The 19,331-nt window shown below is 51.2% G+C and carries 20 protein-coding genes; 16 read left to right on the forward strand and 4 right to left on the reverse strand.

All coding sequences use genetic code 11. From position 1 onward, the window contains the following. The first annotated feature begins 74 nt into the window (after nucleotides 1–74). Nucleotides 75–1,142 carry a hypothetical protein gene (locus BM231_RS24090; RefSeq protein WP_093523601.1) on the forward strand — a complete coding sequence of 356 codons (1,068 nt, stop codon included), beginning with the start codon at nucleotides 75–77 and terminating at the stop codon, nucleotides 1,140–1,142. Between the two features lie 1,591 nt (nucleotides 1,143–2,733). Here BM231_RS24090 and BM231_RS24095 read toward each other — a convergent pair. After that, nucleotides 2,734–4,593, reverse strand: coding sequence for a DEAD/DEAH box helicase (locus BM231_RS24095; protein ID WP_093523603.1), 1,860 nt, complete (start codon nucleotides 4,591–4,593; stop codon nucleotides 2,734–2,736). A 438-nt stretch (nucleotides 4,594–5,031) separates the two neighbouring features. Here BM231_RS24095 and BM231_RS24100 point away from each other — a divergent pair, with 438 nt between their 5' ends. Both BM231_RS24100 and BM231_RS24105 read left to right on the forward strand, forming a co-directional pair. After that, entirely contained in the window at nucleotides 5,032–5,247 is a 216-nt protein-coding gene (locus BM231_RS24100) for a hypothetical protein (RefSeq protein WP_063291484.1), read from the forward strand. A 96-nt stretch (nucleotides 5,248–5,343) separates the two neighbouring features. Beyond that, on the forward strand, nucleotides 5,344–5,793 hold the full coding sequence (locus tag BM231_RS24105) for a hypothetical protein (RefSeq protein WP_208860617.1): 450 nt from the start codon (nucleotides 5,344–5,346) through the stop codon (nucleotides 5,791–5,793). Nucleotides 5,794–5,848: 55 nt separating this feature from the next. On the opposite strand, the gene nqrM is transcribed toward BM231_RS24105, so the two are convergent. Both nqrM and BM231_RS24115 read right to left on the reverse strand, forming a co-directional pair. After that, entirely contained in the window at nucleotides 5,849–6,082 is a 234-nt protein-coding gene (gene nqrM / locus BM231_RS24110) for a (Na+)-NQR maturation NqrM (protein WP_093523607.1), read from the reverse strand. Between the two features lie 12 nt (nucleotides 6,083–6,094). Next, nucleotides 6,095–7,123 (reverse strand): FAD:protein FMN transferase, encoded by a 1,029-nt coding sequence (locus BM231_RS24115; RefSeq protein WP_093523609.1) that lies wholly within the window; start codon nucleotides 7,121–7,123, stop codon nucleotides 6,095–6,097. A gap of 533 nt (nucleotides 7,124–7,656) precedes the next feature. Here BM231_RS24115 and BM231_RS24120 point away from each other — a divergent pair. The 9 genes from BM231_RS24120 (at nucleotide 7,657) to BM231_RS24160 (ending at nucleotide 15,723) form a co-directional block, all read left to right on the forward strand. Further along, complete coding sequence (locus tag BM231_RS24120; RefSeq protein WP_093523611.1) at nucleotides 7,657–9,009, forward strand: Na(+)-translocating NADH-quinone reductase subunit A; 1,353 nt, start codon at nucleotides 7,657–7,659, stop codon at nucleotides 9,007–9,009. Nucleotides 9,010–9,012: 3 nt separating this feature from the next. Next, a complete protein-coding gene (locus BM231_RS24125) occupies nucleotides 9,013–10,221 on the forward strand; it encodes an NADH:ubiquinone reductase (Na(+)-transporting) subunit B (RefSeq protein ID WP_063301437.1) in 1,209 nt (402 codons plus the stop codon). After that, the gene (locus BM231_RS24130) at nucleotides 10,214–11,035 is read left to right on the forward strand and encodes a Na(+)-translocating NADH-quinone reductase subunit C (RefSeq protein ID WP_093523613.1); all 822 of its coding nucleotides are present in this window, start codon (nucleotides 10,214–10,216) and stop codon (nucleotides 11,033–11,035) included. The genes BM231_RS24125 and BM231_RS24130 overlap by 8 nt, the downstream gene beginning before the upstream one ends. After that, on the forward strand, nucleotides 11,035–11,691 hold the full coding sequence (locus BM231_RS24135) for an NADH:ubiquinone reductase (Na(+)-transporting) subunit D (RefSeq protein ID WP_057465439.1): 657 nt from the start codon (nucleotides 11,035–11,037) through the stop codon (nucleotides 11,689–11,691). The genes BM231_RS24130 and BM231_RS24135 overlap by 1 nt, the downstream gene beginning before the upstream one ends. Before the next feature lie 2 nt (nucleotides 11,692–11,693). Then, complete coding sequence (nqrE, locus tag BM231_RS24140) at nucleotides 11,694–12,302, forward strand: NADH:ubiquinone reductase (Na(+)-transporting) subunit E (protein ID WP_057465438.1); 609 nt, start codon at nucleotides 11,694–11,696, stop codon at nucleotides 12,300–12,302. A gap of 12 nt (nucleotides 12,303–12,314) precedes the next feature. Next, nucleotides 12,315–13,538, forward strand: a complete 1,224-nt coding sequence (gene nqrF / locus BM231_RS24145) for an NADH:ubiquinone reductase (Na(+)-transporting) subunit F (protein WP_093523615.1) — start codon at nucleotides 12,315–12,317, stop codon at nucleotides 13,536–13,538. A 125-nt stretch (nucleotides 13,539–13,663) separates the two neighbouring features. After that, complete coding sequence (locus BM231_RS24150) at nucleotides 13,664–14,104, forward strand: ABZJ_00895 family protein (RefSeq protein ID WP_093523617.1); 441 nt, start codon at nucleotides 13,664–13,666, stop codon at nucleotides 14,102–14,104. A gap of 67 nt (nucleotides 14,105–14,171) precedes the next feature. Further along, on the forward strand, nucleotides 14,172–14,960 hold the full coding sequence (locus BM231_RS24155) for a nuclear transport factor 2 family protein (protein WP_093523619.1): 789 nt from the start codon (nucleotides 14,172–14,174) through the stop codon (nucleotides 14,958–14,960). Between the two features lie 205 nt (nucleotides 14,961–15,165). Continuing rightward, nucleotides 15,166–15,723 (forward strand): isochorismatase family protein, encoded by a 558-nt coding sequence (locus tag BM231_RS24160; RefSeq protein WP_063313076.1) that lies wholly within the window; start codon nucleotides 15,166–15,168, stop codon nucleotides 15,721–15,723. Here the strand turns inward: BM231_RS24160 and BM231_RS24165 are convergent. Further along, a complete protein-coding gene (locus BM231_RS24165) occupies nucleotides 15,720–16,655 on the reverse strand; it encodes a GlxA family transcriptional regulator (RefSeq protein ID WP_093523621.1) in 936 nt (311 codons plus the stop codon). The genes BM231_RS24160 and BM231_RS24165 overlap by 4 nt on opposite strands. 100 nt (nucleotides 16,656–16,755) lie before the next feature. On the opposite strand from BM231_RS24165, the gene BM231_RS24170 reads away from it, so the two are divergent. From BM231_RS24170 to BM231_RS24185, 4 genes are all read left to right on the forward strand, one after another. After that, nucleotides 16,756–17,304, forward strand: coding sequence for a cysteine hydrolase family protein (locus BM231_RS24170; protein WP_093523623.1), 549 nt, complete (start codon nucleotides 16,756–16,758; stop codon nucleotides 17,302–17,304). 158 nt (nucleotides 17,305–17,462) lie between these two features. Then, nucleotides 17,463–18,023 carry a cysteine hydrolase family protein gene (locus BM231_RS24175; protein ID WP_093523625.1) on the forward strand — a complete coding sequence of 187 codons (561 nt, stop codon included), beginning with the start codon at nucleotides 17,463–17,465 and terminating at the stop codon, nucleotides 18,021–18,023. A gap of 34 nt (nucleotides 18,024–18,057) precedes the next feature. Next, entirely contained in the window at nucleotides 18,058–18,606 is a 549-nt protein-coding gene (locus BM231_RS24180; RefSeq protein WP_093523627.1) for a cysteine hydrolase family protein, read from the forward strand. A 145-nt stretch (nucleotides 18,607–18,751) separates the two neighbouring features. Continuing rightward, nucleotides 18,752–19,312, forward strand: a complete 561-nt coding sequence (locus BM231_RS24185) for an isochorismatase family protein (RefSeq protein ID WP_093523629.1) — start codon at nucleotides 18,752–18,754, stop codon at nucleotides 19,310–19,312. Nucleotides 19,313–19,331: the final 19 nt, after the last annotated feature.

Consider the following 19,331-nt stretch of genomic DNA (forward strand, 5'->3'; position numbering starts at 1 on the left):
TGTAGGCCTCTTTGTCGACAAAGTTGAGCGCTTTTCTGGGGCTCTACTCTCGATAGACGTCAGGTCGTTTCCCTATGCCAGTTATCAGCGTGCGCAAATCAGTTGCCTTAGGCCTTGTTGCGCTTTTTTCGTTTTCGTCTCCTTCTGCGTTCGCCAAGTGGAAGAATCCTGCGGATCGGTATGCAGAGGCTTACAAAGAGTATCTGGGTGCTGCTTGTCCAATCGCTCCGGACAGCATCAAACACTTTGTTTATTTTGCCAGAGATCGTGAAGCGATTGAGGAGCATCCGTTTTTGGAGAGCTCCCGGTTTGCAGGCGCGCAGATCATGTATCCGTGGCGCGCGCTTGAAACCTCTGAGGGAAACTATGATTTTTCTCTGATTGAAGCGGATTTGGCGTATCTGGAGTCCAAAGGCAAAACGCTGTTCGTCCAGCTTCAGGATGCTTCGTTTGACCCGGGCTACGTGCCTGTTCCTGACTATCTTCTTTCTGATGAGTATGCAGGCGGCGCTGTTTATCAGTTTGACGATAACAACGAGCCGGAAGGTTGGGTCGCAAAGCGTTGGAACAGCAAGGTGCAGGAGCGGTTTACCAAGCTTCTTCAGGCGCTGGGGAAAGCCTTTGATGGGCGGATTGAGGGCATCAATTTGCAGGAGACAGCCATTGGGGTGTCTGCTGCGGATGATGAGCAGTTCAGTCCGGCCAGATATTCTGAAGCGCTGAAAGGCAATATGTCTGCGATGAAGGCTGCGTTTCCGACGTCTGTGTCGATGCAATACGCGAACTTTATGCCGGGCGAGTGGCTTCCCTTCGAAGATAAGGGCTACCTGAATTCAATCTATGAATATGGCGAAAGCGTTGGTGTTGGTCTGGGGGCGCCGGATCTTATGTTCAAGCGTCGTGGTCAGCTGAACCATACCATCGCCATGATGCATGAGCGGGCGTACACCGCACCTCTCGGGATTGCTATTCAGGATGGGAACTATACGGGACGGACGGGCACCACTGAGGTGATCGAAAATGACCAAAACATTGTGCCGCTGCTTCATGCTTTTGCGAAAGATTTTATGAAGGTGGACTACATGTTCTGGGTTAACCAAGAGCCGTACTTTGAGAGAGATGTTCTGACCTGCTTTGAGTAGCGGCTCGGCGTGGAGTCCGTGTGCTGGAGGCCTCTGTCGTCATGTCGGACGAGCGGAGCGGAGATTTGGTGTTCCGGTTCTATGACTGCTGGTGCGTGGAGCTCTGGGTCCCGGCTCGGGGGCCGGGATGACGGCGGCGGTGGGGCGCTGCATACGGTGTGCAGAGTTTTGGGCTGATGCATCATGTGCTTGCACAAAAGTGGTTTTACTCCTTAGCCAATCGGTTTCCTCTCACTGTCATCCCGGGCGGAGCGTAGCAGAGACCCGGGACCCATGATGAGGTCACGGTAAGCACGACATTCGCGGTTTGTAGCAATCACTGTATGGGTCCCAGCTCGGGGGCCGGGATGACACGGGGGGGAATGCAGTGTGAAGAGAAGCGGTGTTCAGAGTTTTGAGCTGATGCTTATCATGTGCTTGCACAAAAGTGGTTTTACTCCTTAGCCAATCGGTTTCCTATCACTGTCATCCCGGGCGGAGTGTAGCGGAGACCCGGGACCCATGGTGAGGTCACGGCAAGCACGACATTCGCGGTTTGAAGCAATCACTGTATGGGTCCCGGCTCGGGGGCCGGGATGACACCAGAGGTGAGGGCAATGTGAAACAACTAGCGTACGGATGCTGGCGTTGGTGGGGTGGCTCTGGGGCCCGCATCGCGCTGCGCTTGTGCGGGATGATGAGGGAGGGGAAGCGATTGACACCTTGCCTGCTTGCTGCACCACCTCCGTCATGCCGGATGAGCGGAGCGGTGATCCGGTATCCAGTACTGTGCGTGTAGGCGTTGGTGGGGGCTCTGGGTGCCGCATTGAGTGCGGGATGATGAGGGCGGGCTTTTTGCGCGTCAGCCCGTCGGCTTCCTCCTGTGTCATCCCGGCCTTTGAGCCGGGATCTATAACCGATTGCTTTACTATTTTACTGAGGCGCTCGGCTAATCTCTGATACTGGGGGTATGGGTCCCGGGTCTTCGCCCGGGATGACATCGATGGGTGGGGTGGACTGTCTCAAAAAACTTATTCCCCTCCTGAAATCCTCCCATACTCTGAACCTATGCCTACGTAACGGGCTGCTGGCGGAGCGACCGTCAGTTTGTCGTAGGTTGGGCGGGGCTTCTGGGAGACGTAACGCACCTTTCAGTGGTCCGGTGAACCGAACTTCAAACGTGGCCGCATGGTTTGAGGGGAAGGGCCCAGGACTATAGGGTATCACGCGGTGATAGATACAAGAGTACCGGCAGTAAAACCTGCTTTTGCGAAAGTGTCTATCAAAGACGGAGGAACTGTCTGGCTAGGGAAACCTGACTGGATAAGCCACTGTCTTTTCAGGAAACTGACTATCGTGCCTTATAGGCAAAAGAGGCGACGTTGTTCATTTAAAGAAAGCCCGGGCAAGGCGTGTAGCCAATGCCGAAGAATTAGTTTCAATAAGTAGCGCAGGTATTGCCTGCCGCCTTGCTCATCCCAATTATCGGGAACTCTAGCTTCAACACTGCATGGGATGCCATGTGGTGGTGTTGGTGTTTGTGGGGAGAGGTCTATGCAGGCATAAAAAAACGGACCCGAAGGCCCGTTTTTCAAATCTTGGAATGTGAGGCTTATTCGCCGCCGCGGTTATCGCGGAAGCTTTTGCCGCCACCTGGCTTGCCTTCGCCACGACCACGGCCTTCGCCACCACGGCCACGACCTTCGCCACCACGGTAGCCACCGCCACCGCCGCCTTCACGACGACCACGACCACGGCCTTCACCGCCGCGTCCGCCTTCGCCACGACCGCCTTCGCCACGGTAACCGCCGCCACCACCGCCACTGCGGTTGTTGCGATTGCCACCTGGGCGACCACTGCTGCTGCGCTCTGGATTGCCTTCGATACGGGTGATGGTGATTGATTTTTCACCAGTACCGTTTTCTTTGACAGTTTCCAGGAACTTGTCAGCAAGTTTTGCGTCGAGTTCGAAACGGGCGTCTGCATCAAAGATGCGGATGGAGCCGATGTCTTTTTTGGTGATGTGACCTGCGCGGCAGATCATTGGCAGCAACCAACGCGGTTCAGCGTTGTGTTTGCGACCGACGTTGAGGCGGAACCAAACACCGTTGTCGAAGTCTTTGCGTGGCTTGCGCTCACGCTCACTATCGAAATTGTTGCTTGTTGCCAGCAGTTCTTCTGGTGCAGGCAGACCCTGATGGATCTGGCGCATGTAAGCAGCTGCGATTTGCTCAGCGGTGAACTTCTCAAGAAGTTCCTTCACCATTGGCAGATCTTCTTCGCTCGGTGCTTCCTGCAGATCGGAGGACGCAAGGATGCGCTCACGGTCTTTGTTGCGAATTTCATCGGCTGTTGGCGCTGGAGCCCATTCCGCTTTCACTTTTGCAAAGCCGAGAAGGCGTGTTGCAGTGCGACGGCGGGTGTGTGGAACAACCAGAGTACAAACGCCCTTACGGCCTGCACGACCAGTACGGCCAGAACGGTGCAACAGGGTGTCTGCGTTGTTTGGCAGGTCTGCGTGGATCACCAGATCCAGGTTTGGCAAGTCAATGCCGCGTGCAGCAACATCAGTTGCCACACAAACGCGGGCCCGGCCATTACGCATAGCGCCAAGAGCGTGGTTACGTTCTGCCTGGCTCAGCTCACCGGAGAGAGCAACGACTGCGAAGCCACGGTTGCCGAGGCGGGCAGACAGGTGCTTCACCATTTCGCGGGTGCCGCAGAAGATGATGGTGTTCTGAGCTTCGTAGAAACGCAGGACGTTGATGATCGCGTTTTCACGGTCGTTTGGTGCGACCTGCATTGCGCGATATTCAATATCAGCGTGCTGTTCGCGATTGCTTACTGTTGAAATGCGCTGTGCATCACGCTGGAAGCGTTTTGCGAGGCTTTCAATCTGCTGAGGAACAGTTGCGGAGAACAGCAGGGTGCGGCGTTCTTGTGGTGCAGCGCCAAGAATGAATTCGAGGTCTTCACGGAAGCCAAGGTCCAGCATTTCATCTGCTTCGTCCAGTACAACTGTGCGAAGTGAGGAAGTATCAAAGGAACCACGTTCAATATGGTCACGCAGGCGGCCTGGGGTGCCGACTACGATGTGTGCGCCTGCAGAAAGATTGCGGCGTTCACGGCGCATATCCATACCACCAACACAAGTGGTGATACGAGCACCGGCTTCGCCGTAGAGCCATTCCAGTTCTTTAGAAACCTGGATAGCCAGTTCACGGGTTGGCGCAACACACAATGCAAGAGGTTCGTTCGCACGGCCCATACGCTCTTCATCACCCAGCAGTTCCGGCGCAATAGCGATGCCGAATGCAACTGTTTTACCAGAGCCTGTCTGAGCAGAAACCAAAAGGTCTTTGCCTTTCAGTTTTTCATCAAGAACGGCTGTCTGGACCGGGGTTAGAGACGTGTATTCGCGCTTTTCTAGTGCGGTAGAAAGCGCTGGGGCAACCCCTTCAGGTATCGTCATTTAGTATTTCTTTCGAGGAGGGTCATTATCTGTAAAGCAAGAGCTTTGTTGCCCTACCCATCGCTTCCGCTCACTCATGAAACCATAACGGGGGACCATGAGGCGGCAAATGGCAAGCGAGCTCTTTTCTTCGTGGGCCTTGTAGTCTGACTTCGTGAAAAGGTCAATGAGATATAAAAAATAGATATGAAAGGTACATGTAAGTTTGCTGTGGTTCAGAGGTTCTAAGCTTCTAGAAAACGGCGAGAATACAGGGTCCTGAAGCGCAGTATCACCGTTGGTGGAGATAGATTAATCGGGTGTTTGCCACCTAAGTGCTGTTGAGGAATTGGGTGCTTTGATTTTTGAGTAGAGCGGTGGCTTTTCGCTTTACGCTAAGACTATTTGCGTTTTCCGTGCCGTAGACCTAAAGAGAGGCGATTAACACACGGAGGCGAAATGGATCAGCTCTCAAACTTCTTTGGCGCAATGCCCTCATGGGTTGGAGTGGTCCTGCTTGTTGTGTTCATTCTGAGTGGGCGTCTGTTCAGAGATGCCTGGAAGCTTCAGGGTGCGCGGTGGAAACTTCGGTGTTGGGTCTTCGGGTTGCTTGCCTTATCGAGCTTTCTGCTGCTGGTGTTCGGCGTTTTTGATTTTGGCTGGGCGAGCAGATAACTTTCTGGTTGCAGAAAACTAGTTTTAAGAGCCTTGGTATATGATAGCTCTCAAATGGCAGAGGTCTGCCGCGAGAAACTTATTGGAGCCAAGAGTATGTTTTCGAAGCCATCATTGATCAGACGAGGTATCACAGCCAAGTTGTTTGGCTTGGCTTTTGGGCTCCTGTGCCTCTACTTCATCGCGTTGCTTAACCTGAATGTTTCGTTTGTGGTTCAGTTCGGTCTGATCCTGTGGTGCATTACGCTTGGTGGTCTGGTGGCGTTGATCGGGGTCATCAACTATCTGCCTTTGTTGAAGTCCATCATGCCGAGCTGGTTCTCCGGTGGTTTCATTTGCGGATGGATGAACTTGCTGCTCTGGCTGATTGGCGGGGATAGTCTGACGTCGATCGGGCAGGGGCTGTTTCCGACGCTCGGCAGTTTGTTTCTTGGCATTGGCTTTGTCGCCATTGGTGTCGGCTTCGGGATTGTCGCCGGTTTCTTTGCCAAGCTGATTGGTGGTGAAGGCCCGGACGTGGCGCGAGATTATACCGAGGGCAAATAGTAGATATGCAAAAGGGGCCTTTCGGCCCCTCGTAACGTCTTGAAATGGATCGCGGTTAAGCTGCGCTCTGCTCTTGCATCGCTTGCTTGCGCTTACACGGCTGCAGCTTTTCACGAAGCGGGCTGTTCGGGTCAACTTCGCGTTTACAGACGATGCAGTGGTCTGCGCCTTCAATCGCGTTCAAGCCGCCGCAGCTGCCTGTGATCGGTTTGTTTCTGAAAACGGCGCCAATAGCCATTCCTGCTACGACCAGGACCAGCACGATAAACGCGATGATGAAAGTTGCCATTTCGATATTCCGTTATTTCTCTGCAGACTGCTCGAATTTTCTGAACGCGCTGGAAGACCGGGTGATAAAGTGGTCGCCTTCACGAACGATGAAGAATGCGGCAATCCCTTCACGCTCTGCCAGAGCCATGCCGCGCTTGTCTCCCATTGCAAGGAGGGCTGTTGCCAGACCGTCAGCGCGCATCGCATTGTCAGCAATTATAGTTACCGATGCAAGTTTATGCGTTACCGGGCGCCCGGACGCTGCATCGATAATGTGTGAGAAGCGTTTGCCGTTGACTTCCTTGTATATGCGATAATCGCCAGACGTCGCCATGCCTTTGTTGCTCACTCGTACGATTTGCTGAACCGTACGAGTTGCGGAGTCTGGCTTTTCGATGCCAACGACCCACGGCTCGTCTTTTGAGTTTTTGCCTTTGGTGACCAGATCGCCGCCGATTTCGACAAGGTATTCGTCGATGCCGTTCTGCTCCATAACAGAGGCAACTTTGTCGATGCCAAAGCCTTTTGCGATTGCGGAGAGATTGACGGTGGTATCAGTGTTGACCTTACGTAGTGCTGGTGGATCTGTCTCAAACTCCAGCATGGTGCTCATGCCAACTGACTCAAGAGCGTTGCGGATTTCGCGTGGGCTTGGCTGAGGAGGGGTATCCTGCTTGGTGCCAAAGCCCCATAGCTCAATGAGTGGTGCCAACGTTACGTCAAAATAACCAGCTGTCAGGTTATGAATGCGCAGTGACTCCTGCATCACGATGCTGAAATCGCGGGAGATTGGCGTCCATTCTGTGCTGGTGGAGCGGTTAAAACGGCTGATCTCGGAGTTTTTGTCCCAGTTGGACATGGCCTTATTGACGCCAACCAGAGCCTCGTCAACCTGCTGCTGCAGTTCCTGTTTGGTTACAGAGGACGACCCTTTGATGGCCTTGACATTGAATGTAGTGCCCATGGTTTTGCCGTGAAGTATGATTTCTTCGCGACTTTTGTCATTGGGTACACATGCTGTGACAAAGATGAGTACGAGAGCTGTAATGAGGAAGCGCATTTAGGCCTCAGAGTTTTTTCATTTCCCCGCGTAATCGGCTTATTCTGGTTTTCTGTCAAGTTAAATAGGGTTTGATACTGCTGTCGCAAAGATCAGCAATAGATGATGGTGAAGAAATCAGTAGGTGGTACTACGTGCATGTGAAAAGTTAGGGGAAAACTTATTTGAGATAAAATTTTCGCGAAACAGCCTTGTTGCCGTTGCGTCAATATCACGAATCCCTATTGAAATTTGCGGTATATCAGGGTATTGGCCCGCATAAATCCGTAGGAATAGCTGACCGCAACGCACTTTAATGGTATGCGGGCGGTTACTCCTAACCGGAGCCATGGATGACTGACGTTCAGCAATGCTCGGGCTTTGTTGCTGAAATTACGGTCCGTGGGGGGATTTATCTCGGTTCGACTTGTGAAAGTCAATAATCCGCATGCGCGGCATTTTGTAACTCGCAGAATGACTTAGCATCATTTACCCGTAGATACTCCCGTGAACATCTAGTGGTTTGCCCTATAAGAAGCCTGACAGGGTAAGGGATGAAGATTACAAAAGGATTGGATCTGCCGATCACCGGTGCTCCGAACCAAGAGATCCACAAGGGTCCAGAGGTTCGCCGTGTTGCAGTGAATGGCGGGGATTACAACGGGTTGAAGCCGCGTATGTTGGTTGCTGAAGGCGATCGCGTCGTAAAGGGTCAACCTCTTTTCAATGACAAACGCTCTCCTGAAATCAACTATGTTGCTCCGGGTGCTGGTGTCGTTGAAGCAGTCAATCGTGGTGCACGTCGCGTTCTGGAAACCATTGTCATCAAACTGGATGATGGTAACGAAGAACAGATCGCTTTCTCAAAGTTTGACAACAGCGCTTTGGCAACTCTGGACGCATCTGTCGTTCGTGAGCAGCTTGCCAAGTCTGGTCTTTGGACAAGCTTCCGTACCCGCCCATACTCCAAGGTTCCGGTTTTTGAAACGCAGCCGCGTTCCATTTTCGTAACTGCGATGGACACCAACCCGCTTGCTGCGGATGCTGGTGTTATCATCAATGCGAATGCTGGCGCGTTTGAAGCAGGGCTTCAGATTGTCTCTAAACTAACCGATGGCCGCACATTCGTTTGCCACAGCCCGAAGGACAACCTTCCGGGTGCAAGCGTTGCTGGTGTGCAGATGGAAAGTTTTGAAGGTAAGCACCCAGCAGGTAATGCGGGTACTCACATTCACTTCCTCGACCCGGTTAATGAAAACAAGACAGTCTGGACCATCGGTTATCAGGATGTCATCGCAATCGGTAACCTGTTCCTGACAGGTGAACTGGATGTTTCCCGCGTTGTTTCTGTTGCAGGTCCGCTGGCTTCCAAGCCGCGCCTCGTAACAACTCGCATTGGTGCGGATCTGAATGATCTGCTGGCTGGTGAAACACTGCCGGGCATTCCTGCTCGTATCGTTTCCGGGTCCGTCCTTTCCGGCACTATTGCTGCCGACCAGTTTGCCTTCCTTGGCCGTTACCACACTCAGGTGACGCTGATGGAAGAAGACCACAAGCAAGACGTTGTTGGCTGGGTTCGCCCATTCATGACGAAGTGGTCTAACCTTAATGTGCATCCTTCCGGGTTCTTCCGCACCAAGCTGCAGTTCCCATTCGGTACCAACAAGAACGGTTCCATCCGCGCAATCGTTCCATTGGGTACTTATGAGAAGGTCATGCCGCTCGACGTTCTTCCAACTCAGCTGCTCCGCTCCTTGATGGTGCTGGACACTGACATGGCGCAGAAACTTGGCGCTTTGGAGTTGGACGAAGAAGATTTGGCGCTATGCACCTTCATCTGCCATTCCAAGAATGAATACGGAGCTGCGCTGCGTGCAAATCTTGATAAAATCGAGAAAGAGGGCTAACCCGTGAGTTTGCGCGATAAGTTTGATCGTATTGCGCCGCTCTTTGAAAAGGGTGGCAAGTACGAGAAGTTTTACGCCGTCTATGAGATGGTGGATACCTTCATCTACACTCCAAAAACAGTGACTAGCGTTGCGCCGCACGCTCGTGACCACGCTGATCTGAAGCGTGTCATGACGTATGTTGTGCTGGCGACGATCCCTGCGATCCTGTTTGGCATGTACAACACTGGCCTGCAGACAAACTCTGCATTGGCCGCAATGGGCATTACTGAGCCTGCTGGTTGGAGAGCGTTTATTCTCTCTCTGCTGGGTATTGGTTTTAACCCGGACAGCATCTTCGCCAACATGGCGCACGGTGCGCTGTACTTCTTGCCGATTTACATCGTAACGCTCGGTGTCGGCGGCATCTTCGAAGTGCTCTTTGCCATTGTGCGTGGGCACGAAGTGAACGAAGGCTTCTTTGTTTCCTCCATGCTCTACACGCTGATCCTTCCAGCTTCTACGCCGCTATGGCAGGTTGGTCTTGGTATCGCGTTTGGTGTGGTGATCGGTAAGGAAGTGTTTGGCGGTACAGGAAAAAACTTCCTGAACCCGGCGCTTGTTGGCCGTGCATTCCTCTACTTTGCTTATCCGGCAGCTATGTCTGGTGATGCAGTGTGGACGCCAGTTGATGGCTTCTCCGGTGCGACTGCACTGGGTGTTGCTGCCTCTGACGGCATGCAGGGGCTGGCAGCAAACGGCATCACGTGGATGAGCTCTTTCGTCGGTACCATTCAGGGTTCCTTCGGTGAAACCTCCACGATTGCTATTGCTCTTGGCGGTGTGTTCCTGGTGACCACGGGTATCGCAAACTATCGTCTCATTCTTGGTTGTCTGGCGGGCATGATTGGTTTCAGCCTGTTGCTGAACCTGATTGGCTCTGAGACCAACCCGATGTTTGCAATGCCTTGGTATTGGCACCTTGTCACTGGCGGCTTCATGTTTGGCCTCGTGTTCATGGTGACTGAGCCTGTGACTGCTGCGATGACAAATCCGGGCCGTTACATCTACGCTGCCCTGATTGGCGTGATGTGCATTCTGATCCGTGTCATCAACCCGGCCTTCCCAGAAGGCATGATGTTGGCAATCCTGTTCGGCAATATCTTTTCTCCGCTGATCGACTACTTCGTTGTGAAGGCGAACATCACACGGAGGATGAAGCGCCATGCCTAACGCTGAAAACACAACAGCTCCTACAGGCCTTTGGGCGCGCTTCAACGCGATGCCTCTGGACTCTGCTCCGCGTACGATTACCGTTGCTGTGGTTCTGTGTCTGATCTGTTCGATGATTGTTTCCGGTGCTGCGGTGCTGCTTAAGCCTCAGCAGGAAATCAACAAAACGCTAGATAAGAAAACCAACATCCTCAAGGTTGCTGGTCTTTATGAAGCTGGTGTCGACGTTGAAAAGGCATTTGGTGCCTTTGAACCGCGACTTGTTGATGTTGCAACTGGCAAGTTCTCTGATGCGGCCGACGCTGCGACCTATGACCAGCGCGCCGCTGCAAAAGATCCGGTTCTTTCCATTGCTTTGGATAATGATCCGGCATCCATCAAACGACAGGCTAAACTGGCTTCGGTTTATTTGCTGCGCGATGATGCAGGCAAGATTGAGCGTATCATTCTGCCAGTACATGGCTACGGTCTGTGGTCCACGCTTTATGGTTTCATCGCTCTGAATGCTGATGCAAATGAAGTTTACGGCCTGCGCTTTTACTCCCATGGCGAGACCCCTGGTCTTGGTGCGGAAGTAGACAATCCAAAATGGATGGCACAGTGGCCGGGCAAGCTGGTTTATGGCGATAACGGGTCCGTGGACATCGGTGTCGGCAAATCTGCTCCAGCGGGTATTGATGGCTCCAAACACCACATTGATGCGATTGCAGGTGCAACGTTGACATCCCGTGGTGTCGACAACCTCGTCAAATTCTGGATGGGCGAGCAGGGCTTCAAGACCTTCCTCGACAATCTGAAAAAAGGAGAGGCGTAATGGCTGGCAAAGACTTGTCCATGCTCAAGGACCCGATGGTCGATAACAACCCGATCACGCTTCAGGTTCTTGGCATCTGTTCCGCGCTTGCGGTAACCTCTTCCTTGAAGGTTGCGCTGGTGATGGCGATTGCGGTGACGCTTGTGACAGCGTTCTCCAACTTCTTCATCTCTCTTTTGCGTAACCAGATCCCGTCTTCTATCCGCATTATTGTGCAGATGGTGATTATTGCGTCTCTCGTTATTCTGGTTGATCAGGTTCTGAAGGCGTATCTCTACGAGATTTCCAAGACACTCTCCGTGTTTGTTGGTTTGATCATCACCAACTGTATCGTGATGGGCCGTGCGGAAGCGTACGCGATGAAGAACCCACCAATCCCATCTTTCCTTGATGGTATCGGTAACGGTCTGGGCTACTCCCTGATCCTGCTGCTGGTTGGTGTTGTTCGTGAGCTGCTTGGCTCAGGTTCCCTGTTTGGTGTGCAGATCCTTGAGACCGTGAACAACGGTGGCTGGTATGTGCCAAACGGCCTGCTGCTGCTGCCTCCGTCCGCGTTCTTCGTGATTGGCCTGCTGATCTGGGGTTTCCGTACCTGGAAGCCTGCGCAGGTTGAGAAGCGCGACTATAAAATCATGGAAACTGAGGGAGCTCACTGATTATGGAAGGGCTTCTTTCCCTCGCCGTCAAGGCGATCTTTATCGAGAACCTCGCGCTCTCCTTCTTCCTTGGAATGTGTACGTTCCTTGCGGTTTCCAAGAAGGTTGAGACTGCGCTGGGTCTGGGTATCTCCGTTGTTGTTGTGCAGGCGCTGACTGTGCCAATCAACAACGTGCTTTACACCACGCTGCTTAATGACAATGCGTTGGCATGGGCTGGGCTTGAAGGCACTGATCTGCGCTTTCTGGGCCTGATCTCCTACATCGGCGTTATCGCTGCTGTGGTGCAGATCCTCGAGATGTTCCTCGATCGCTATGTCCCTGCGCTTTACAATGCGCTGGGTATCTTCCTGCCGCTGATCACAGTGAACTGCGCGATTATGGGTGGTTCTCTGTTCATGGTGGAGCGTGACTACAATCTGGGCGAAGCATCTGTTTATGGTGTGTCTTCCGGTATTGGTTGGGCGCTGGCGATTACTGCAATGGCTGGTGTGCGTGAAAAGCTGAAATACTCTGATGTTCCTGATGGACTGCAGGGTCTTGGCATCACCTTCATCACTGCTGGTCTGATGGCTATGGGTTTCATGGCTTTCTCAGGCGTGAAGCTGTAAGGGGACGAGTAGATGCAAGACTTTACCTGGGGCATTACGCTCTTCACTCTGATCGTGCTTGCACTGGTGATCGTCATTTTGATGGCACGCAGCAAGCTGGTTGCATCCGGTGATGTTCAGATCAGTATCAATGGTGAGAAGACGCTCTCCGTTCCTGCGGGTGGCAAGCTTCTCAACGTTCTGGCAGATCAGAAAATCTTCGTTCCTTCTGCCTGTGGTGGCGGTGGTACCTGTGCCCAGTGCCGCGTGAAAGTGCACGAGGGTGGCGGTTCTATTCTGGCAACTGAAGAAAGCCATATCACCAAGCGTGAAGCACGCTGTGGTGACCGTCTTTCCTGTCAGGTCGCTGTGAAGCAGGACATGAAGATCGAAGTGCCTGAAGAAGTGTTCGGCGTGAAAAAGTGGGAGTGTACTGTTCGCTCCAACGAGAACGTCGCAACCTTCATTAAGGCGCTGGTTCTGGACCTGCCCGAAGGCGAAGACGTGAACTTCCGCGCTGGTGGTTATATTCAGATTGAAGCGCCTGCGCACAAGCTGAAATACACTGACTTTGACATCGAAGAGCAGTACCGCGAAGACTGGGATAAGTTCAATCTCTGGCAGTACGAGTCCATCGTGGACGAGCCAGTTGAACGTGCTTACTCCATGGCAAACTACCCGGACGAAAAAGGCATGATCATGCTGAATGTTCGTGTGGCGTCGCCGCCTCCTGGCACTCAGGGTATTCCTGCCGGTAAGATGTCCTCCTTCATCTTCAACCTGAAGCCAGGTGACAAGGTGACAATTTCCGGTCCGTTTGGTGAGTTCTTTGCTCGTGAAACCAACAAGGAAATGGTGTTCATCGGTGGTGGTGCTGGTATGGCGCCTATGCGTTCGCACATCTTTGATCAGTTGAAACGTCTTGAGAACCGCGATCGTAAGATCACTTTCTGGTACGGTGCACGTTCCAAGAAAGAGATGTTCTTCGTTGAAGACTTCGACCAGCTGGCGAAAGAGTTCCCGAATTTCACATGGCATGTGGCGCTTTCTGATCCGCAGCCAGATGATGATTGGGATGGTTACACCGGGTTCATTCACAACGTGCTCTACAACGAGTACCTGAAGGACCACGCTGCGCCAGAAGACTGTGAGTACTACATGTGTGGCCCTCCAATCATGAACCAGTCCGTAATCAACATGTTGGTTGATATGGGCGTGGAACGTGAAGACATCATGCTGGACGACTTCGGCGGTTAATCGCTGAGAGCATTGCAAGAAGTGAGAGACCCGGTGTCGCGAGGCGCCGGGTTTTTTTATTGTCCTCAATTTGGTTTAGGTCATAATAAATGCAATTTATGATTGAGATGATTTGAGTAGTGGTAATGGGTAGTTCGCAGATTAGTTTATGGACTTACTTGCGTATGTTTGCAGTGGTTTATTTTCTCATCAGCGTGAACCTGATGATTCTTACGATAGTATGTTTTACGTTCTTTGATGTTGTGCTCCCATTGCAATACATTGGCTATGTTGCTCGGTTTTCAATTGGAATGAATGTTGGAAATTCGATATCCAAGAAGCATAAACAGCATCTGAATAAACGTATTTTGCCCAAACTTGCCGCTTATTGCTGTTTGATTACCTTTATCATTGACGGTGTCTTGGTTTACTTTTCGCTTCCAAATCTTGACCGCGTGCTTTTAACCCCAGTTCGGGCTGTTGGTTTATTATTATTGATACAAGCGCTAAGCTTCGGGCTCATTTGGCTGGGCTTCAGGCAGGGAGTACGAGGTGCTGAGAAGGCTGAAGTTAAGGTTCTAATGTGAGCGCAATGGGAATGCGTAGGAAGTCGCTTGGAAGTTAGATAACCCCTCACGTTACATTGAGGTCTTGATGTTAAATGTAAAAATTAATTATTTTCAATATGTTAGACGGTTTTCGATAACTTATGTTTTGATGCTTGCAATAATATTTGTCTACGGAATGATCATTGCTCAAATCTTTGACGCACAAATTTCGTTTTGGCGTGCCGCTTGGACGATGGGCCCAGTTAGTAGTTTTCTACTTGGTTATAAAATCTATGAGAGGCAGAAAGTCAGGCTGAACATTGATTCAGTGTTGGGATTGGCTGTCTTGTGTTTTTTGAGCCTCTTATCAGTGCAAGCCATTCTTAGTTATGCAAGCATGTTCAATTTACTTGGGCAGAGAGCTCCTCAAGGTCTCATCATTAAATTTGGTGCTAGTTGGGCTATTTCGCAATTTGGGTTGATTCTAGCTGGCTTGTGGTTTGGTGGCTGGGTTACTGAAAAATTCAAAGATGATAAGCAATTTGACTTCACAGCACTGGAGTCAAATCTTCTCTCACTCGAGCAACGATTGCTCGATCCGGCAGTGCGAGGTTCTCGTCATCTGCTCGACCAGTTGCTGCATGCAGACTTCATAGAGATTGGTGCAAGTGGCCGGACATATGATCGAGCGCAGGTGCTTGATGCGCTGCCGACTGAGGCAGCGGATTATCCGGTCAGAACAATTGAGAATTTTCGGCTGCGTGAGTTGAGCGAGGGGCTCATTCAGGTGTTTTACAGCATTGCCGAGAATGCGACGCAGCGGACATCCATTTGGAAGCTTGAGGATGAGCAGTGGTCCATGATTTATCATCAAGGAACACGCAGAGCACCATAGTGGGTGGCTAACCCTCAGAGTTCTCTAAAATCCGACTGTTTGTGTGCGCGTCGATTAAATACTTTGGCTCCTAATATGCGTGCTGGTGAATTTTTACTAGAGCCTTTTGTGGTGGTGACTATCTAGCTGAGGCTCTCAGTCTTGTTGCGTGTATCCCGTGGGAAACTGAACCGTCCAGCTTGGGATCCGCAGTAGAGGGTTGGGTATGACGCATAATACCGCTTTGCTCATCATTGCATGCCAGAACGACCATTTTCCCGGTGGGAAGTTTGAGCTGCCGAAACAGATGGAAGCTGCGACTAACATTGTGCAGTTACTCAAGGATGCCCGACAGCACCATGAGTTCGTCATTCATATCAAACATGTTTATGAAGACCCCAAGTCACCTTACATGGCCGAAGGATCTTTTGGTGCCGAGATCAATAAAATGGTCTGGCCGAGAGATGGCGAGCCGATTGTTACCAAATATAACTTCAATGCCCTAGAAGGGACGAACCTGCGGGAGTTGCTGACAGATCATAAGATAGATGATCTGGTGATCTGCGGTTCGATGACACAATACTGCATTGTTGAGACAGCGCGGGCGACTTTAGATCTCGGTTACCCGGTGACTGTTGTGTACGATGCCTGCGCAGCGAGTTGCATGGAGTTCCGTGGGCGTGAAGTGTCCGTGGATGATGTACAGGCCTCAATTATGGCTTCTCTCATCTTTTCCAATGCGGCTGTTGTTTCGACGGATGAGTTTTTGACCCAACCTCATTAAGCTGCAGTGCTTTGATATCCGAATTTTTGTCGGTACTGACCAGGGCTGAGGCCTGTGGTTTTGATGAACACGCGGCGGCAAGCTGTTGGGTCTTCGTAACCAACGTCCCATGCGATCTTGTTGAAGGACCGTTTGGTTTGCTCCAGCTGCTGGCGTGCTTCAGTTATGCGTAGTTGCTGTAAATAGGTGTTTGGCGTGTGCCCTGTCGCGACTTCAAACCGTCTTTGGAAGGTTCGTCCTGTCAGTCCGGCTTTTTCTGCCATTTCGGGTACTGTCAATTTTTTCTTATAGGTGGTCTGAAGCCAATGTTGGGCTTTGAGAATAGCCTGATCACCGTGGGAGAAATTGGGGTAGAAACGACTATAGTTCTTCTGTTCTCGCCCAGCCGGGTCAATGAGAAACCTGCGAGAGACTTCGAGCATGGTTGTGTGATCGATGAAGTGATCGATCAACCTGAGACCCAGATCAGTCCATGCCATGATACCGCCTGCGGTGATGACATCGCCTTCGTCGACGATCATTTTGTCAGTATTGAGCTGTACCAAAGGGTATTTCTTTGCAAAATCCTCGGTGATTGCCCAATGGGTTGTCGCAGGTCTGTTATCGAGAATACCCGTTTCGGCGAGTAGCATTGCACCGACGCAGATTGAGCAGAGAATGGCTCCATGCTCATGCTGGTGTTTGAGCCATTGGATGAGTGCTGGTGAGACGGTTGGGTGATCATCAACCAGACTGGGAGGCAGGATTATCGCCGAGAAACTGGTGGTTCCGACTGAGCTGATCTGATCTTCGTGAAGAACGGTTGCCTCAATGCTGCTGGCATTGCTTTTGCTGGCAGCGTTGAACATATCGATCAGCCCATAAACCGCTGAGAGTTGCGCGCCGGTGTAGGACAGGATGCCGATAGGATGATGTGTCTCTGATCTAGTCATGTGGCAATTATAGCATGTTTTATGTCGTATATGCCAATCGAGTTGATTGGAGGTGTTGATTAGGTTTGCTGCTGACAAGAGCAAATCTAAGGAGGCACAAATGTCTAAATCCGCACTGGTTATTGTTGACGTTCAGAACGACTATTTCCCTGGTGGCGCCTGGGAGCTGAATGGGCAGGTTGAAGCTGCTCAAAATGTAAAGCGCCTGTTGGAAGACAGCCGCAGCAAGAAAACACCGGTCATTCACATTCAGCATGTGGTTGAAGCAGGCAATGCGCCGTTCTTCAATGCAGGCACTGAAGGTGTTAAAATTCATGATGATGTGGTGCCACAGGATGGTGAGCCGCTCGTGACCAAGCAGTTTGCAAATAGCTTTCTGCAAACCAACCTGAAAGAATTGCTGGATGAGCAGGGCATTGAGCATCTGGTTGTTGTCGGCTCTATGTCTCACAACTGCATTGATGCAACAGTGCGCGGTGCTGTTGATCTGGGATATACAGCGACCATTATTGAAGATGCTTGTGCGACATTGGATATGGAACACAACGGCGAAACTATTCCTGCGAAGCACGTGCACGGTGCGTTCATGGCATCACTGGCTTTTGCATACGGCAAAGTTGTCAGCACAGACGAGTATCTGGCTGCTTAATGCAGGCTTTTGCTGCTTTCAGAAGCCGGCACTTGAGGCTGGCTTCTGATCTAGGTTAGGTCGGGATTTTATAAAATCTGCTTTTTAAAATCCGGCATGCTTAAACGTGTTGGCCTTATTGTTTGCTCAAATAAGACCAATAGGACTGAGGTGTGCTTATGCCTAAAAGGGCCCTGATCATTGTCGACTGCCAGAACGATTATTTCCCCGGTGGTAGCTGTCCTTTAGCAGGGCAGGTGGAAGCAGGAAAAAATATTGCCCGTCTTCTTGAGGTGGTGCGAGATAACGACGAAAACGTCATCCACCTTCAACACATGTACAAAGATAAAACAGAGCCGTATCTGGTAGAGGGATCGCCAGGAGTAGAGATTAACGAGTGTGCCAGGCCCGTGAACGGGGAGCCTGTTGTCGTTAAAAACTATATGAATGGCTATAAGGATACCAACCTGCAGCAGATCCTCGTTGAGGCTGGTATTGATGAGATTGTCATGTGTGGTTCTATGAGCCAGAACTGCGTGAACGCGACTGCGCGTCAGACCCTTGACCTGGGTTACCCGCTGACCATCATCTACGATGCCTGTGCCACAGAGGATCTTGAATTCAATGGCGTAACTGTCCCTGCGGATCATGTTCACACCGCGATGATGGCGTCTTTAAGGTTCGCGCATAGCAACGTGATTTCTACCGATGAATTCCTTCAATCGTTGAATGGAGCATAATCGACGATTGGGATAAGCAACCTCCTGAGGGGATATGGCCAAGAAAGCCCTAATCATTATTGATTGTCAGAACGATTTCTTCCCGGGGGGGAAGTGTGAACTCGAGGGCCAGGTTGAATCTGCTGCAAACATTCAGCGTTTGCTCAAGAACGCTCGCGATAATGATGAATGCATTGTCCATATCCAGCATTTCTTTAAAGACAAGTACGCCCCGTTCCTTGTTGAGGGAACCATCGGCGCAGAGCTGCATGATAGTTGCAGTCCCGCTGAGGGGGAGCATGTGGTGGTCAAATATTCCGCCAACAGTTACCTGAACACGAACCTTCAGCAGATTTTAGAGGATGTGGGTGTTGAGGAAATCGTGATCTGCGGGGGCATGTCTCATATGTGCATTGATGCGGCAGCGCGTGCGACTGTTGATCTTGGTTATCCAATCACCGTTATCTACGATGCTTGTGCAACATGTGACCTTGAGTTTGAAGGGGAAGTTGTTCCCGCAAAATATGTCCAAGGGGCGATTATGGCCGCGCTTTCATTTGCCTATGGCAAGGTTATTTCGACTGAGGAATATCTGGGGCACTGAGCAGGTTTGTGGTGCGGGCTTTATCAGGTCTGGTGTTTACTCCTAGGTTTTATGAAAAATGCGGGTTTTTCTAGCTGAGTTCCGTCAATCGATATCTATTAGACTGTTACAGGGTTGGTCTGTCACGTGAGGTGTTGAGCGTAAGATGACGAGAACGGCGTTGCTGATAATTGACTGTCAGAACGACTTCTTTCCCGGTGGGAAATGTGAGTTGGAAGGGCAGTTCGAGGCTGCGGAGAACATTCAGATGCTGCTTACAAATGCGCGCGTTAAGGATCAAACCATCGTTCATATCCAGCATCATTTTAAAGAGAAAGACGCGCCTTTTACAGTCGAAGGTACGATCGGCGCAGAGATCCACGATATGGCGAAGCCGCTGCCGCACGAACCGATCGTAACCAAGTATACCTCCAACATCTTCCTCAATAACAATCTCAAGCAGATTCTGGATGACGAAAATGTTGAGGAACTGGTTATCTGCGGGTCTATGAGCAAGGATTGCATTGCAGCTGCAGCACATGCGACGACAGAACTCGGATACCCAATTACGATTATTTATGATGCATGCGCGACGCGGGAGCCGGGATCTTGTGATACGTCTTCTCAGCAAGAGTTTGTGCAAGCAGCGATAATGGCTTCGCTGTCGTTCATTTGCAGCAATATTGTCTCCACAAATGAATATCTGCAGAGACATTCTCCAGCGTAGGCGTGGATCCTAGGGCATT

The sequence above is a fragment of the Pseudovibrio ascidiaceicola genome (genome assembly GCF_900114245.1).
Classification (GTDB): domain Bacteria; phylum Pseudomonadota; class Alphaproteobacteria; order Rhizobiales; family Stappiaceae; genus Pseudovibrio; species Pseudovibrio ascidiaceicola.